General features: G+C 73.5%; 14 protein-coding genes and 1 pseudogene. 6 read left to right on the forward strand and 9 right to left on the reverse strand.

The window, feature by feature from the left end; translation table 11 throughout:
- Positions 1–59: 59 nt before the first annotated feature.
- Positions 60–659 carry a pyridoxamine 5'-phosphate oxidase family protein gene (locus AB0953_RS24775; RefSeq protein ID WP_366861750.1) on the forward strand — a complete coding sequence of 200 codons (600 nt, stop codon included), beginning with the start codon at positions 60–62 and terminating at the stop codon, positions 657–659.
- Here AB0953_RS24775 and AB0953_RS24780 read toward each other — a convergent pair.
- From AB0953_RS24780 to AB0953_RS24790, 3 genes are all read right to left on the reverse strand, one after another.
- On the reverse strand, positions 643–1,863 hold the full coding sequence (locus AB0953_RS24780; protein WP_366861751.1) for a cytochrome P450: 1,221 nt from the start codon (positions 1,861–1,863) through the stop codon (positions 643–645). The two genes, AB0953_RS24775 and AB0953_RS24780, sit on opposite strands and share 17 nt — an antisense overlap.
- Position 1,864: 1 nt before the next feature.
- Complete coding sequence (locus AB0953_RS24785; RefSeq protein WP_366861752.1) at positions 1,865–2,302, reverse strand: hypothetical protein; 438 nt, start codon at positions 2,300–2,302, stop codon at positions 1,865–1,867.
- 273 nt (positions 2,303–2,575) lie between these two features.
- A complete protein-coding gene (locus AB0953_RS24790) occupies positions 2,576–3,220 on the reverse strand; it encodes a GAP family protein (RefSeq protein WP_366861893.1) in 645 nt (214 codons plus the stop codon).
- A 441-nt stretch (positions 3,221–3,661) separates the two neighbouring features.
- On the opposite strand from AB0953_RS24790, the gene AB0953_RS24795 reads away from it, so the two are divergent.
- Positions 3,662–5,203 (forward strand): DUF1254 domain-containing protein, encoded by a 1,542-nt coding sequence (locus tag AB0953_RS24795; protein WP_366861753.1) that lies wholly within the window; start codon positions 3,662–3,664, stop codon positions 5,201–5,203.
- A gap of 121 nt (positions 5,204–5,324) precedes the next feature.
- On the opposite strand, the gene AB0953_RS24800 is transcribed toward AB0953_RS24795, so the two are convergent.
- Together AB0953_RS24800 and AB0953_RS24805 are read right to left on the reverse strand one after the other, a co-directional pair.
- Positions 5,325–6,440, reverse strand: a complete 1,116-nt coding sequence (locus AB0953_RS24800) for an NADAR family protein (protein WP_366861754.1) — start codon at positions 6,438–6,440, stop codon at positions 5,325–5,327.
- A 105-nt stretch (positions 6,441–6,545) separates the two neighbouring features.
- A complete protein-coding gene (locus AB0953_RS24805; RefSeq protein ID WP_366861894.1) occupies positions 6,546–6,605 on the reverse strand; it encodes a hypothetical protein in 60 nt (19 codons plus the stop codon).
- 41 nt (positions 6,606–6,646) lie between these two features.
- Between AB0953_RS24805 and AB0953_RS24810 the strand changes: the two are divergent.
- A pseudogene (locus tag AB0953_RS24810) lies at positions 6,647–7,024 on the forward strand (phosphoketolase); the annotation flags it as partial.
- Positions 7,025–7,607: 583 nt separating this feature from the next.
- On the opposite strand, the gene AB0953_RS24815 reads toward AB0953_RS24810, so the two are convergent.
- Positions 7,608–8,660 (reverse strand): helix-turn-helix domain-containing protein, encoded by a 1,053-nt coding sequence (locus AB0953_RS24815; protein WP_366861755.1) that lies wholly within the window; start codon positions 8,658–8,660, stop codon positions 7,608–7,610.
- Between the two features lie 159 nt (positions 8,661–8,819).
- On the opposite strand from AB0953_RS24815, the gene AB0953_RS24820 reads away from it, so the two are divergent.
- On the forward strand, positions 8,820–9,227 hold the full coding sequence (locus AB0953_RS24820) for a hypothetical protein (RefSeq protein ID WP_366861757.1): 408 nt from the start codon (positions 8,820–8,822) through the stop codon (positions 9,225–9,227).
- Between the two features lie 196 nt (positions 9,228–9,423).
- Here AB0953_RS24820 and AB0953_RS24825 read toward each other — a convergent pair whose 3' ends face one another.
- From AB0953_RS24825 to AB0953_RS24835, 3 genes are all read right to left on the reverse strand, one after another.
- The gene (locus tag AB0953_RS24825) at positions 9,424–10,383 is read right to left on the reverse strand and encodes a sigma-70 family RNA polymerase sigma factor (protein ID WP_366861758.1); all 960 of its coding nucleotides are present in this window, start codon (positions 10,381–10,383) and stop codon (positions 9,424–9,426) included.
- A gap of 18 nt (positions 10,384–10,401) precedes the next feature.
- Positions 10,402–11,631 carry an FAD-dependent oxidoreductase gene (locus tag AB0953_RS24830; protein WP_366861759.1) on the reverse strand — a complete coding sequence of 410 codons (1,230 nt, stop codon included), beginning with the start codon at positions 11,629–11,631 and terminating at the stop codon, positions 10,402–10,404.
- A gap of 168 nt (positions 11,632–11,799) precedes the next feature.
- Entirely contained in the window at positions 11,800–13,164 is a 1,365-nt protein-coding gene (locus AB0953_RS24835; RefSeq protein WP_366861760.1) for a glycosyl hydrolase family 28-related protein, read from the reverse strand.
- Between the two features lie 292 nt (positions 13,165–13,456).
- Here AB0953_RS24835 and AB0953_RS24840 point away from each other — a divergent pair, with 292 nt between their 5' ends.
- A complete protein-coding gene (locus tag AB0953_RS24840; protein WP_366861761.1) occupies positions 13,457–14,632 on the forward strand; it encodes a lycopene cyclase family protein in 1,176 nt (391 codons plus the stop codon).
- Positions 14,633–14,657: 25 nt separating this feature from the next.
- Entirely contained in the window at positions 14,658–16,220 is a 1,563-nt protein-coding gene (locus AB0953_RS24845) for an FAD-dependent oxidoreductase (RefSeq protein WP_366861762.1), read from the forward strand.
- The last annotated feature ends 28 nt before the right edge of the window (positions 16,221–16,248 follow it).

The raw sequence follows: 16,248 nt of genomic DNA on the forward strand, positions 1-16,248 counted from the left end.
CCGGTGGTCCCGGTCCGGGCGGCCGGTCGTTACGGAGGGGAACAGGAAGGAGAACTGCCATGCCCACCCACGGATCCGCACAGCAGCCCACGACCGAGCTCGACGCCCGCTACAGTTCCGCGCTCAACCCCCGCCCGGGGGCCGAGGACGTCACCCCCACCGACTGGGCCGAGGCCCAGCGGCACCTGGCGACCGCCGAGATCTTCTGGGTCTCCACGGTGCGGCCCGACGGACGACTGCACGTCACGCCCGTGATCGCCGTCTGGCACGAGGGCGTGCTGTACTTCTCCACCGGCCCGGGCGAACAGAAGGCGAAGAACCTCGCCCACGACGCGCACTGCGCGCTGACGACCGGTGGGAACTCGCTCACCGAAGGGCTCGACCTCGTGGTGGAGGGCACGGCGCATCCGATCGCCGACCCGGCGGCCCTGGAGGAGGTGATCGCGGCGTACGAGGCGAAGTACGGGCCCCACATCACCTCGCCCGAAGGCACCTTCCACGGGATCGGGGACGCGTTCCGTGCGGGGAGGGCGAGGGTGTTCGCGGTGGCCCCGACCACCGCGTACGGCTTCGGTCGCGACAGCGGGGTGTACAGCCACACGCGCTGGACGTTCCGAGGAGCCCTTCCGTCCCTCGAGGACGCTAGCCGCCCGGTGTGAAGGTCACCGGGAGGCTCGCGGGGCCGCGCAGGCCGCCGGGGCGCCAGGGGATGTCGTCCGGCGCCACGGCGAGGGCGAGCCCGGGGAGGCGGCGCAAGGCCGTGCCGATGGCGATCTGGCCTTCCAGCCGGGCCAGCGGCGCTCCCAGGCAGTAGTGCGGGCCGTGCCCGAACGCGAGGTGGGCGTTGTCCTGCCGGGTGACGTCCAGGCGGTCCGGGTCGGGGAACCGGGCCGGATCACGGTCGGCGATGGCCGAGGCGACCAGTACGGTCGCGCCGCGCGGGACGGTGACGCCTGCGATCTCGACGTCCTCGCGCGCGAACCGGGCGATGCCGGGGCTGACGGGGCCGTCGTAGCGGAGGAACTCCTCGATCGCGCCCGGCAGCAGCCCGGGGTCGGAGCGCAGCCGGTCGAGCTGGTCGGGGTGGGCGAGCAGCATGGCGATGCCGCCGCCGATCAGGTTGACGGTGGTGACGTAGCCGGCGGCGAGCAGCAGGAACACCATGGCGATCAGCTCGTCCTCGGTGAGCTGCTGCTCCTCGTCGCGGGCCGTGATGAGGCCGCTGAGCAGGTCGTCGGCGGGGTGGGCGCGTTTGTCTTGGATGAGGCCGGTGACGTAGGCGCGCATGTGCCGCCACGCCTCGTCCACCACGGCGGGATCCGCGGGCTCGGCGCCCCTCATCAGCATGCGGTCGGTCCAGTGCTGGAACTCCCGGCGGTCGTCCACCGGCACCCCGAGCAGTTCGCTGATCACCGTGACCGGGAGCGGCAGTGCGAAGTCCGCGACGAGGTCGGCGCGGCCGTCCGGGACGACCGCGTCCAGCAGCCGGTCGGTGATGGCCTGGATCCGGGGCTCCATCGCCGCCACCCTGCGGGCGGTGAACGCCTTGGAGACCAGGCGGCGCAGGCGGGTGTGGTCGGGCGGATCGCTGCGGAGCATGTTGCTCAGCATCGACTCGCGCTCCGTCTCCGGCAGCTGCCGCAGGAGCCGGGGGTCGGAGGCGTCGCGTACGTCGCTGCTGAGGCGGGGGTCGGAGAGGGCCGCGAGCCCGTCCTCGTAGCGGGTGACGAGCCAGGCCTCCAGGCCGCCCGCGATGACGGCGCGGCGCACCGGGCCTTCCTCGCGCAGCCGCCGGTACTGCGGGAACGGGTTCGCGACGAAGGCCGGGTCGGCGTAGGGCAGGATGGCCGGCTGCTCGCTCACCTCACGTCGTCCGGCACCGGAGCGAGGTGGCTGCCTCGTTGACCGCCGTGTCCAGGGCTTGGATCTGCGGCTGGAGCTGGGTCAGCGCGTCCTTGCCCGTGGTGTCGCCGGGCAGGTCGTCGTAGCTCTTCTTGAGGTTCTCCGCCGCATCCTTGACGGCCTCCCGCTCGGCCGACTTCATCGTCTGCCTGCTCTCCTTGACCTTCTTCCAGTCCGTCTGCACGGCCTCGTACGCCTGCTGCATCTGGTCCTTCGTGGCCGTCGCCGGATTCAGCGCCTTGAGCGCGGCGTTGTCCGACTTGAGCTTGGTCAGGTTGGTACACAGCTCGGCGGCGGCCTGCGTGGCCTCCTCCTCGGGAGTCTTGTCATTGCTCGAACATGCCGAGGCGCCGACCGCCACGACCGCACAGAGCAGGCCGGAGGCAACGAACCGCTTCATGGGGACCCGCCTTTCCGCCGACCTCGCGGCCGGCGCGTCATTCACCCGGTGGGGGCGTGCCGCACTGCCGGGGCCGGGATCCGGCCGCGGCTCGGCAGCACGGCCAACCTGGCACGCCGGCACACGTCCCGCATCCCCGCACGGCCCTCCCCCGCGCCTCGTGCACGGCACCGCCCGAACCCGATCCTGCAGCGTCGTGCCGGGGTTCTCACACCTTGGGCACGTTCCGCAGAACGCCGCGGCCGATTGGCCCTAACGGATGAGACCGGGTCGTCAGGTGGCGAGTGCGTAGATGCTGCTGCCGGTGAGCCAGAGGCCGGCCAGGAGCGCGAGGCTGATGACCAGCTGTTCCTGGTGTCCTTCGAGCCAGGTCCGTAGGTGGTGGAGGCGGGCCTGGGCGCTGGCCGGCGCCCACACGGTGTACAGCTCCATGGCCAGGAGGCTGAGGGTGGCCAGGAGGCAGTATCCGGTGAGGGCGAGCCAGTCGGTGAGGGTGGAGAGGTCGGCGTCGATGACGGTGGCGGCGCCGGCGGCGACCAGGGCCCACGGCTGGAGGAGCCAGGCGAGTGCGGCGGCGGTGGCGAGGGAGGCCTGGTCGATGCGGGCCGTCCAGGTCGGTGGCCGGTAGGGGCGGGGCATCGTCCGGTACCGGTAGCAGCCGAACCCCACCAGGCCGACGCCGATGGCGAGCTTGGCGGCGACGGCGGCGGTGGAGGGCGACGTGTGGTGGACGGGGGGCGTGCCGCCGGTCAGCAGCATCACGCAGGCGATGACGGCGATGAGGTCGGCCAGCCAGGACAGCAGGAAGGCCAGCCCCTTGCGCACGCCGCGGCGTGACGCGAGGAGCAGGATGAAGGCACTGTTGTGCAGGGGGCCGAGCGTGATGGCCGTGCCGATCACGACCAGGTCCACGATCATCGGCACGGCCGCTCCCGGGATCAGGTCCGCCCGGCGTCGTTCCGGGCGGGCAGTGTGCGCGGTGCGCTCGGCGGGCGGGGATGCCGATGCCCGCCCGCCCGGCACCGGCGTCCGGGCGGCGCCGCATCCAGACTCTGCGGTGCCCGGCCTGACGGATCAAGCAGGCCACGCCGACACCTTCCGGAGCGAAGGAACCGCGCACGTGCCCTGGGAGGGGGCAGGGGCGTGCCCGCACCCGGCTCCGTTCACCCGAAGTGGTGATGTTCGCGGCCGGCGACGACGATGGTGGTGGGCGTGCGATCCGGCGCGGAGGCCGGGCTGCCAGTCATCCCGTGTCTGAACGCGCCGTCGCGCCGCGCACAGCGACCGGCGGGGTGCGCGCTCCGCAAGGACGAGCCGGAGACGCACGTACGTGCCCTTCCCCTCCAGTGAGGCTCCGAGATGACCGTCGAGCACGCGATCAGGCATGAAACCGAGCGCATGAAGACCCTGGCCCGAGACCTGGCGCACAGCACCACGCGGATCGCGGCCGACGCCTATGACGCAGCGCACGACCACCGCCGGATCGCCGGCCGCGTGCGGCGCGTGCGCGCCGGCCTCGGCCTGGCCGGTGTCGCCACGCGGAACTCGGTCCTGCCGTTCCTGCGCGGCCGACTGCAGGACTGGCAGGGCGAGTACGCCTACACCCTCGCCGTGCAGGGCTTCGTCTACGGCTTCCCCTACCTGTACAACGCGAAGCTGCGCCACGACTGGGTCACCCGGCCACGCGACCCCGCACATGTGCCGTACGCGGCCGTCAACCAGTTCTGGCACGCCGGCAGCCTCATGGACGCCACCTACCGCCAAGGCGGGTCCCCGAACAACGACACCCTGTACTCCATCGCCTGGGTCGACCTGTCGGACGGACCGGTGATCCTGTCCCACCCCGAGATGGGCGAGAGGTACTTCACCTTCCAGCTCGCGGCCGTCACCTCGGACAACTTCGACTACGTCGGCGCACGGACCACCGGATCCGCCGCGGGAGACTTCGCTCTCGTCGGGCCCGATTGGTCCGGTCGGCTGCCGTCCGGCGTCCGGCCGGTGTCGCCCGCACCGACCCCCTGGATCATCGTCCTCGGCCGCACGCTCGTCGACGGTCCCGACGACCTGCCGGCCGTCCACCGGCTGCAAGAGCAATACCGGCTCACGCCTCTCGGCCGGTGGGGACACCCCGAGGCCTCGGTGCCGGAGCGACGCGACGTACTGGAACCGGTCGACGCCTCCGACAACCCCCTCGGCCCGTGGATCACCCTGAACGCGATGCTGGCAGAGAACCCGCCCCCGGAACACCACCGGATCCTCCTGCGGCAGTTCGCCGACATCGGCATCGGCCCCGGCCTGGATGTCGAGGCCCAGCCCCAGCAGGTCAAGCACAGCCTGGTCCGGGCGGCGGCGTTGGGCAAGCAGCTCCTCACCCAGCAGTTCCTCAGCGGCGACTGGGCCACCGACGTCGAGGGATGGCACTACCCGCCGCAGAGCATCGGCCGCTTCGGCGACGACTTCCTCAGCCGCGCGGCCGACCAGTCACTGGCCGGCATCGTCGCCAACGACCCCGCCGAAGCGGTCTACCTGGTGAACTTCCACGACACCGCCGGCAACCCGCTCGCCCCCGACGGCCGCTACGAGCTCCACTTCCCTCCCGACCGTCTCCCGCCGGTCGATGCCTTCTGGTCCATGACCGCCTACACCGCATCGGACCGCAACCTCATCCCCAACCCCGCGGACCGCTACTCCGTCGGCGACCGCACACCCCGCCTCACGACCGCCCCCGACGGCAGTCTCACGATCCGCCTCCAGGCCGACCCCCCGCCGCCCGGCGACGACGCCAACTGGCTCCCGTGCGCGGCCCACGAGGACTGGTTCCTCATCCTGCGCCTGTACCGGCCGCACCCCGAAGTCCTCTCCGGATCGTGGCGCTGCCCCGGCATCCGCCGAACCGGCTGAAACCCGCCTCCACCCACCACCCCCGCCCCGCCCGCAGCCTGAGGTCACGCGGACGCACGAACGCCCGGCCGGGAACACCCGGCCGGGCGTCTTCGCGTACTCGCGGCGGGTCAGGCCCGGGTCAGTCGACGAGGGTCTGTCGGGCCACCAGTTCCGAGCGGACGAGTTCCAGGAGGCGGCCCGTCCAGTTGCGGCCCCGGCCCCCGTTCTCGCCCCAGAAGCCCGAGTCGGCGTCGTCGTAGAGCACGGTCGCGTCACCCGTGGCGAGCAGGATCGCAGCCAGGTCGGGGTGCTGCTCGTACTTGGCGCGCAGCAGACCGGCCATGACCGCCGTGCGGACCTGCTCCCAGCCTTCGCGGCGCGGCGCCGCGGCCGCGACCGCACGGGCCTTCGCACCCGACTCCGCCGCCACGACGGCGGTCCGGGCGTCCGGTTCGGCGACGGACCGGGCCCAGTAGGCGTGCGCCACCGACGGGTAGGTGACGGCGCCGACGGTGATCGGGGCGGGGTAGTCGTTGCGCAGGGCCTGCTTGCCCGGGTCCTCGAGCGCGCGCTGCGGATACGAGTGGTAGATCTTGACCGCGGGGGCGAAGGACTCGGCCGGCCCGTCGGCCGGCACCCGCGAAGGGGCCTTCGCGAGCCACTGCGCGCGGTCCTCGAAGTATGCGACGGCCTCGTCGTACTCTTCCTGCGTGACCGTTTCCCCGCGTTCGTCCGGGGTCCGGCCGCCGGGCCCGGCCACCAGGACCCGCAGGGGGCGGTCCTTGCGGTCCATGTCGCCGAGGGCGTAGTGCCGCACGGTCTCGGGGACGGCCAGGTAGGCGGCCCGGGCGGCGGCCCGGTTGTCCTCCGTGCGGTCCGCCATGAAGACGTCCACCGCAGCGAGGCAGCGGGCGGTCGAGTCGGGGCGGCCGTTCAGCTCGTCGATGGTGTCGCGGACTTCGGCGAGCAGCAGATCCGGAGTCAGCCAGGTCTGCGGTTCACCGAACGCCCACGAGGCCAGGTCGTGCGCGGAGGCGCGACCGCCCTCCGGAAGGCTCGTCGCCACCCATCCGCAGCGGAGCTTCTGCTCGAACTCGTCGAGGGTGACCAGCTCCCAGCAGTCGACGAGCCCGTCGGCGTAAATGAAGAGGTCGGTGAGGAAGTAGGAGCCGCCGTTGCATATGAACGCGTGCCGCCAGGTGCCGGGTACGCGGAGGCCGTCCGCCGTGCGATGAGTGATCCGTGCGCCGATCATGCCGTGATCATGCCGGACGGGCCGGCCGGAAGGCACCTCGAATATGCCCCGAGGGCGCCGGCCGGCCGGCCGTCACCACGCCGGTGGGCGGCCCCGCCCGACCGCTCAGGTGTGCGGGACGACCGCGACCGGGCACGGAGCGTGGTGCAGGACCGCGTGTGCCACCGAGCCGATCCGGCCACGGCTACGCGCCGCTGTTCGTGTCCGTGCTGCCCCGGGAGGAACACCCCCACGGGATGTCGGACGCCGCGTACGAGGAGCTCTTCACCCACGACCGGCCCGTGGTCTTCGCCTACCACGGCTACCCCTGGCTCATCCACTGCCTCGCCTACCGCCGGCCGAACCACCCCGGGCTGCACGTCCGCGGCTACAAGGAGTCCCGCACGACCACGACGCCCTTCGACATGGTCGTCCGCAACGACCTCGACCGGTACAGGCTGGTCATGGACGTGATCGACCGCGTGCCCGGGCTCGGCGACGACGCGGCGGCGCTGCGCCGCCGGATGGCCGGGCAGCGCCGGCGCCACGGGGCCTGGATCCGCGAGCACGGCACCGACCTGCCGGAGGTGGCCGACTGGTCCTGGCCCTTCCCGTCCGTCGGCGGTCCCGACCGCTCGTTGCCGCCGACCCGGAAACAGGTCCTTGCGGTCGGGCCGTGGGGCCGTAGGGGCGCCTTCCGCGGACCGTTGCACGACCGCGCTCTGGTACCCCCCCCTCGCCCGTGCCGTCCGTGCCGTCGCGGGTGTCGTCGACGTCCGGACGGGACCCGGCGGGGCGACTCGTGCGGCCATCCGCCGGGTGGAGGACCAGCAGATGTGGCCCAACGCGGTCGCCAAGGGCACTGTCGTGTTTCGAGTGGGCCTTCAAGGAGCCCGGGCGCCATCTGGATGGCTCCGCGTTCGATTCGCCCGGGGTGGGAGATGCCCGTGACGACCTGGAGTGGGCGATGCTGTGTCTCCCGCCTGGGGCCGAACGGGACTTGGGCCGCATCATCACGCGCATCGATGCGGAATTCGAGCGCCACACCTTGCCAGAGCCCGACGACAACGAGTGGGCGCCGACGCGCTGGTGGTGGACCAGAATGCGTGATCGCTGATGTCCGGACGAAGCTGTCCCCCTCCGCGACCGCTCCGCAAGATCTGTGCCGGACGGGAACGGGTGGCGGGTCTACAGCTGGACTTCTCGCGGTACCTCCGCGAGGGGGGCGTCGGGCTTCCGCTCCCGGTCGGGGCCGCGCTCGGGCTTCCGGCCCTCACGCGTCGGGCGCATCGCCGCCCGGTAGCGGGAGGGTGCGATCCCGAACCGCTCCGTGAACGCCTGTCGCAGCGCCTCGGCGCTCCCGAAGCCGCAGCGCGCCGCGACCCTCGCCATCGGCAGCGCCGTCGTGGCGAGGAGCTGCGCGGCGGCCTCGGTGCGGGTCCGCCTGACGTAGCGGCCGGGCGCCAGCCCCAGCTGCTCCGTGAACAGCCGGGTGAGGTGGCGGGGCGTCACCCCCGCCCTCGCCGCGAGCGCCGCCGTGCCGAGGTCCTGCTCCGGGTGGGCCGCGATGTGCTCGACGAGCGCGCGGACCACGTCGTCACGGGCCGGCGGAGTCGCGGTGAAGAGGCTCATCTGCTCCTGGTTGCCCGGCCGTTGCAGATAGACCACGAGGTCGCGGGCGACCTGGCGGGCCAGCTCCGGGCCGTGGTCCTCCTCGATGAACGCCAGGGTGAGGTCCAGCGCGCTGGTGACCCCGGCCGCGGTGTAGACGTGTCCGTCGCGGACGTAGATGGGCGCCGGGTCCACGGTCACCCCCGGGTGCCGCTCGGCGAGCTGCCGCGCGAACCGCCAGTGCGTGGTCGCACGGCGCCCGTCGAGAAGCCCGGCTGCGGCCAGGACCCCGGCCCCCGTGCACACCGAGGCCACCCGCCGGCTCTCCCGCGCCAAGCGCCGAACGTGTCCGACGAGCCGGCCGTCCGCCGCCGCCCGCTCGAAGCCCGTACCGCCCGAGACGATCAGGGTGTCGAGGGGACCGGTCACCCGCTCGAGCTTCTGCTCGGTGCCGAGGGCGAGCCCCGATCCGCAGACGAGCGGGCCGCCGCCCGGGCCCACGACGAGGACCCGGTAGGGGACCTCGGGCGCGCCGATCCCGTTGGCCATGGCCAGGGTCGTCGTCACACAGGCGATGTCCAACAGCTCGGCCGCCTCGTACCCGACCACCACCATGAGCCGCTCCGCCATGCGCCCGACCCTATGCCGGAAGGACGGCTACCCCAAGGGGACGGACACGGTGACCGGTGACCGCTTTCGGCTGCCGCGGCCGCCGGGGACCGTGGTCTCGGCCGTGCGCACCACCGCACGCGCCCACAGGCCCGCCCCTCGCAGAACCGGAGGCACCCGATGCACACCCTCGCCCGCCGCTGGCCCACGCTGATCGCCCTGGTCCTCGCGGGCCTCACGTTCGTCGACGGGCGGCCCGCGCCGGAGTTCCTCGCGGGAGTCCTCGCCGCGATGCCGCTGTTCTACCTGTTCTTCGGCGCGCTCCGGGGCGAACTGCGCAGCCCGGGTGTCCTCGGCCTCCAGCTCGCCGCGCTCGTCGGATTCGCGGCCGTCGCCCTGGCGGCCGTGCTCCTCGACGGCCGGCTCACGCTGCTGGTCCTCGCGGCGGGCTGGCTGGGTCACGCGGTGTGGGACGCGGTCCACCACCGCAGGGCGGAGGTCGTGCCCCGCGCGTGGTCACAGTGGTGCGGCGTCTTCGACGCCTGCGGCGCCCTGGCCCTGCTGCTGGCCGCCGCCTCGATCGGCTAGGACGTTCTCAGCGATCACTGCGCCGCCCGGAGCTCGAACACACCCGGCCCGCACCGGCCCGGCCCGCCAACCGGCCGCGTACGCATCCCGGACGTCGGCGTTCAGGCGCCGCGGCGCCAGCCGGCCATGCGGCCCGGGACGCTGCGCAAGGGCGGCAGGGCGTGCGTCCGCGTGCGGTCCTGGTCAGCCGGTCCGCTCACCACGCGGCGATGACCGGCGCGGCGGACTCGTGCCGGCGCCAGGCTTCGTTGAGGCGCGTGAGCCGGGCCGCCGCACCGATGCCGCGCAGGGACGCGACCCTGCCGTCGCGGACTTCGAACGCCAGGGCGCCCACGACCCGGTCGCCGACCACGGCGAGGACGGACGGGGAGCCGTTGACCCGTGCGAAGTGGAACGCGGGTGAGCCGCCTGCCAGTCGCCGCTTCGCCGGCGTCGGCTTGAAGCCGGCCCGCACGTGGGAGGCGACCTGCTCGGGCGTCTTGTACTGCAACAGCCGCTTGGCCAGCCCGGCGCCGTCCGAGAGTGCCGTCACGTCGTCGGTGAGCAGTGCCACCAGGCGCTCGGTACGCCCCGACGCGGCGGCGGCGAGGAACTCCTCGACGACCCGGCGCGCGGACGCGGGGTCGGCCTCGCCGCCGCGGCTGCGGCGGCGCTCGGCGGCGACCCGGGCCCGGGCCCGGTGGACGTGCTGCTGGCTCGCGGACTCGGTGATGCCGAGGATACCGGCGATCTCGGCGTGGCTGTGGGAGAAGGCCTCGCGCAGGACGTAGACGGCCCGTTCGAGGGGCGAGAGGCGCTCCATCAGCGTCAGTACGGCCAAGGACACCGATTCGCGCTGCTCGAAGGTGTCGGCCGGGCCGAGGATCGGGTCCCCTTCCAGAACCGGTTCGGGCAGCCAGGCTCCCGCCGCTCGCTCGTGGCGTGCCTGTGCCGAGCCGAGCCGGTCCAGGCACAGGTTGGTGACGACCTTCGTCAGCCATGCTTCCGGCACCTCGATGCGTTCCCGGTCGGCGGCCTGCCACCGCAGGAACGCGTCCTGCACGGCGTCCTCGGCGTCGGATGCCGAGCCGAGCAGCCGGTACGCGAGCGAGGCCAGCCGGTTCCGGCCGGCCTCGAACCGCGCGGTGTCGAAACGGTCGCTGACGGTGCTGTCCATGCGGATCACCCTAGGCGGCTACGCGGCCGCCCGGCCGGCGGGGGCGTCCGGCGCGTACGGGACCGCGTCCGCGGCGGACGCCTGCGGCGCGGCGGGTACCAGGTGCCGCTTGCGCTTGGGCAGACCGAAGGTCGGGTGCGCGTTGGCCCACCGCGCCGTCCTGAGGATGGCCTCCTTGACCCGCGCGGCCTGGCGGCCGCCCAAGTGCTTCGGCTTCGCCCGTCCTTCGCGGTCGACGGGCTGCAGGATGCCGTCCTGCCGCCCGAGGCTGATGTGGTTGCCCAGGTAGTCCAGCTTGACGTGTCCGACCGTGGCGCCGGTGAGGCGTCCCACGATGGCCTTGACGGCCTGCATGCCGGTGTAGCCGGCCGTGGCGCACGACATCGGCAGCGGCAGGCCGTTGTCGCCGATCGCGTGGACGCTGTCGCCGGCGGCGTAGACGTTCGGGTGCGAGAGCGAGCGCATGGTGCGGTCGACGAGGATCCGACCGTCCCCGGTGACCGCCAGCCCGGCAGCGGCGGCGATCGGGCTGACCGCGAACCCTGCGGTCCAGACGGTGGCGTCGGACGCCAGGGCGGTGCCGTCGGCGCACAGGACCCGCGTCGCTTCGACTGCTTCGACGCTGGTGTGCTCCAGGACGGTGATGCCCAGCCGGTCGCAGGCCCGACGCAGGTGGCCGCGGGCTCCGGCGGAGAGCCGGGCGCCCAGCTCGGCGCGGGCGACCAGCGTCACCGACAGGCCGGGCCGGGATTCGGCGATCTCGGTGGCGGTCTCGATGCCGGTCAGCCCGTCGCCGACGACCAGCACGTTCCCGCCTTCCAGCAGGCCGTCCAGGCGTGCGCGCAGCCGCAGCGCCGAGGGCTGGGCGGCGACGTCGAAGGCGTGCTCGGCCACGCCGGGGACGCCGTGGTCGTCGCCGTGGCTGCCGAGCGCGTAGAGGAGCGTGTCGTAGCCGAGTTCGGCGCCGCCGTCGGCGCCGGCCAGGGCGACGACCTGGCGTTCGGGGTCGACGGCGGTGACGCGGGCCAGGTGCAGCCTCGTCCCCGTGCCGGCGAAGATGTCGGCGAGCTTCTGGGGTTCGATCTCCTGGCCGGCCGCGACCTGGTGGAGCCGCAGCCGCTCGACGAACTCCGGCTCGGCGTTGACCACGTGGATCTCGGTGTCCGCCGGGGACAGCCGACGGGCCAGGTTTCCGGCCACGTGGGTCCCGGCATATCCGGCGCCGAGGACGACGATGCGGTGCTTCATGGGGTGCTCCTGTCGGTTCGCTGGGCTCTCGGCGACTTGAGCGGGACAGCCGTCCGATTCCTGACAGGAAACAGATGTGATGTGGGCCACAGGCCGATGGCGCGGCCCACCTGCGCTCCACCGCTGGGCGGGCCGGCGGTGGAGCGCCTCGGCGGGTGCGTCGGGGGGTTACGCGTTGAGCGCCGACCAGAGCCACTGGCCGCCGACGCGGACGTAGAGGCGCTTGTTGACGGAGTCCACGGCGAGGGTGCCGTCCAGCGGCGGACGGGTGAAGGAGGCGTCGGTGACCGGGCCGGGTACCAAGCGCAGCGGCGGGTTCGGCGCGTTCTTGACCGGAATGGTTCCGGTCGCCTGGGCGCCGATGGTGCCGTAGCTGTTCTCCACCCGGAAGTCGCCGGTCGAGGACTGCTCGTAGTAGATGTGGGTGCCGGTCGGGGCGGTGGCGTAGAGCCCGACGACGTTGCGCAGCACGGCGGTGGAGCCCGGGCCCGAGTAGAGGGCGACGCCCGCGTTGACGGTGGCCTTGTCCCCGTTGGCGATGACCACGTTCTCCAGCGCGCTGGCGCTCGCCGCCCAGCTGATGATGTTCCGCGCGGTGGCCGGGGTGCCCGCCGCGAAGTCACCGGCGTAGCAGTAGATGTTGGTGGCGTAGACGTGCCTGCAGCCGGCGTCGGTCTTCAGGTGCGGGCCGCCCTGCATGCGGGAGGTCTCGAACTTGCAGTCGGTGATGTACACGCCGTTGGGGTTGTTGGTGGTGACGGCGCCCTGGCCGATCCACAGCGCGCCGGTGCCGAAGGCCTCCAGGCGGCAGCCGATGAAGTGGATCTGGTTGATGTTGTCCTTGCTGTGGCCCCAGGCGCCCTCGGTGGCCGAGGACGCGTTGCGCAGCCAGATGTTCGGCTGGGTCGTGCTCGCGGTGGTGCCGGTGCAGTCCTCGATGACCAGGTTGTAGAAGCGGGAGTCCCAGAACTCCACGGCGTCTATGCACATGTCCCTGTTCGAGGTCATGAAGACGTCGCGGACATAGGAGTTGTTGTTGTAGTAGAGCTCCAGCAGCAGGCCGGTCCTGCCGTTTCCGTTGAACCCGAGGTCCTCGACGGAGCAGTAGCGGCGGTGGGTGGCGCCGGTGGAGTAGGCCGCTCCCGTGCCGGACATGCGGAGCAGGATGCCGTCGCCGCCCTTGACCAGCATGGACGCCTTCGCCCCGGCGCCGGCCAGGCGGATGCCGTCGGCCTTGACGGCGAGTGCGGGTGCGCCGGCTGCGGGCTTGACGAGGTACTTTCCGACGGGGAAGTACACGGTGCCGCCGCCTGCGGCGGCCGCCGCGTCGAGTGCGCGCTGGACGGCGGCGGTGTCGTCGGCTGAGCCGTCGCCGACGGCGCCGTGGGCCTTGACGTCGAACCAGTCCGGCGTTCCGGAGGGCGTGGTCGCCGCGGCGGCCGTGGCGGTGCCGGATGCCAGCGCGGTCCCGGTGAGCCCGGCCACCGCTCCGGTCAGCACTGCGCGGCGGGCTGTCTTGCGCTGTTCGGTCATGGTCTCCCCCTTGTGACGACGGACTACGGGAATGATCTTGCCATCTGCGACGCCGGTCGAGGGGACTTCGCCCGCACGGCGCCCCCGCACCGAGCACGCCGAGCCCGGTCCGTGCGCCGGCGTCCGGTGCACGGCGACGCGTACGGCGTGGCCGCGGCCGAAGCGCATCCGAAGGCGGGGCCGCGCGAGAAGCTTGGGTGCACTGTCCGTGCGCCGCGCCGTGGGCCCGCGCCGTCACCTCGACGGCCGGCCGGGGGCCGCCGCCCGACCGGAACGGAGAGCACCACCCGTCATGAGGCGCAGCAGCGACATCGTCATCGTCGGCGCCGGGGCCGCCGGCCTCTCGTTGGCCTGGCGGCTGCTGGCACCGCCGCCCGGCGTCCGCGTCCCGGACGTCGTCCTCGTCGCCCCGCCGCCCGGCCGGCTCCGGCCTCCCGAGCGCACCTGGTGCTACTGGGAGGCCGGCCCCGGCGACTACGACCCGCTCCTCACGGCGAGCTGGCGCAGGCTGCGCGTCCGCGCCGCGGACGGGGACGGCCCGGTTCGCGACCTCGGCGCGCTGCGCTACAAGATGCTGCGCTCGGACGCGTTCGAACGGGGCTTGGCGGCCCGCCTGAGCGGGCTGCGCCGGATCGAAGCCGCCGTCGAGGACGTCACCGACCGCCCGGACGGCGCCGACGTGGCCTGCCGCGCCGCCGACGGCGCCGCGTTCACGCTCCGCGCCCGCTGGGTCTACGACTCCCGGCCCCCCGCCGCACCGCCGCCCGCCCGCGTTTCGCTGCGCCAGCACTTCCGCGGCTGGTTCGTCCGGTGCGACCGCCCGGTCCTCACCCCCGACACCGTCGAACTCATGGACTTCCGCACCCCGCAGCCGGAGCACGGACTCTCCTTCGGCTACGTCCTGCCGACCAGTCGCCACGAGGCGCTGGTGGAGTACACCGAGTTCGGGCGCGCGCCCCTCACCCGCGAGGCCTACGACCAGGCCCTCCACCACTACACCGGCGACGTCCTAGGGCTCGGACCGCTGCGCGTGAGCGCCACCGAACAGGGCGTCATCCCCATGACCGACGGCCGGTACGAGCGCCGCGCCGGCCGGCACGTCTTCCGGATCGGCGCGGCGGGCGGAGCCGTACGCCCCTCCACCGGGTACGCGTTCGCCGCCATCCAACGGCAGGCCCGCGCCGTGGCGGACGCCGTGCACGCGGGCCGGCCGCCGGTGCCCCCGCCGGCCCACCCGGCGCGGGCCCTCGCCATGGACGCCGTCCTCCTGCGCGGCCTCGACACCGGACGCATCGACGGCGCGGCCTTCTTCAGCCGCCTGTTCCGCGACGTCCCCTGCGGCCGCCTGCTCCGCTTCCTCGACGGAACCAGCCGCCCCGCCGAGGAGTTCGCCATCGGACTGCGCACACCCGTGCTCGCCATGCTCCGCACCGCGGCGGAAATGCCCCTGCTCAGCCGCCGCAGCTGACCGCCACCCCCGAGGGAGACCACCGATGACCCGCCACCCCGACGCCCCCGCCGCCCGCCGCGGCCGCGACCGCAAGGCCGTCGTCATCCCCGCTCCCCCCGGCCGGCGGTTCGCCGGCGACGGCGGCCCCGGCCGGTGCGCGGTCATCGGCGCCGGCCTCGCGGGCATCGCCGCGGCGACGGCCCTCGCCGAACGGGGCGTCCGGGTCACGCTGTACGAGCGTGAGCAGACGCTCGGCGGGCGCCTCGCCGGATGGCCCACCGACCTCGCGGACGGATCCACCGCCACCATGAGCCGCGGCTTCCACGCCTTCTTCCGCCAGTACTACAACCTGCGCGGGCTGCTCAGGCGGGTCGACCCGGGCCTCGACCGGCTCCGCCCGCTGCCCGACTACCCGCTGCGGCACCGCTGCGGTACGTACGACAGCTTCGCCCGCGTCCCGCGCACGCCGCCCTGGAGTGCGCTGGGCTTCGCCCTCCTCAGCCGGAGCTTCCGCCACAAGGACCTCACCCGGATGAACCCGCGGGCCGCGCTGCCGCTGCTGGACGTCCGGGTCCCCGAGGTCTACCAGCGCTACGACGACGTCAGCGCCCTCGCGCTCCTCGACCGCGTGCGCTTCCCCGAAGCGGCCCGGCACCTCGCCTTCGAAGTCTTCTCCCGCAGTTTCTTCGCCGACCCCGGCGACCTGTCCGCCGCCGAACTCGCCCTCATGTTCCACATCTACTTCCTCGGCTCCTCCGAGGGCCTCCTCTTCGACGTGCCCGACGAGCCCTACCCGCAGGCCCTGTGGGACCCGCTCGCCCGCTATCTGGACGGCCACGGCGTCGACATCCGCACCGGCACCGCCGTGGCGGGCCTCGAACCCGGGCCCGGAGGCGGGCACCTCGTGCACACCCCGAACCGCACGGAGCACGCGGACGCGGTGGTCCTCGCCCTGGACACGGGCGGGCTCAAGGCGCTCACCGCCGCCTCGCCGGAGCTGTGCGACGCCGCGTGGCGTGGCCGGATCGGCAGGCTCCGCACCGCCCCGCCCTTCCTCGTGACCAGGCTCTGGCTCGATCGCCCGGTCCACCGGCACCGTCCCGGCTTCCTCGGCACCAGCGGCTACGGCCCGCTGGACAACATCAGCGTGCTGAACTTCTTCGAGGGCGAGGCCGCCCGCTGGGCCGGCAAGACCGGCGGCGCCGTCATCGAACTGCACGCCTATGCCGCGGACCCGGGCGCGCAGCCGCACGCACTCGCACGCGGCCTCGTCGAGCAACTGCACCGCGTCTACCCGGAGACGGCCGCCGCGCGCACCGTCGACCGGCGGGACGAGTGGCGCCGCGATTGCCCCCTCTTCGCCGTCGGCGGCCACGCCGACCGGCCCACCGTCGACACCCCCGACCCCACCGTCACCGTCGCGGGCGACCTGGTCCGCACCGGCCTCCCGGTGGCGCTCATGGAGCGGGCCGCCACCACAGGCTTCCTCGCGGCCAACACCCATCTGCGGCGCTGGGGCCTGCGCGGGCAGACGCTGTGGACCGTCCCCCCGCACGGCCGCTCCGCACCCCTGCGGCTCCTGGCCCGCCGCTTCGGCGAACGCTGACCGAGCCGCGGCGCGACGCCCGGCGGCC

Origin of the sequence: Streptomyces sp. NPDC046866, assembly GCF_040704625.1 — a bacterium.
Classification (GTDB): Bacteria; Actinomycetota; Actinomycetes; order Streptomycetales; family Streptomycetaceae; genus Streptomyces.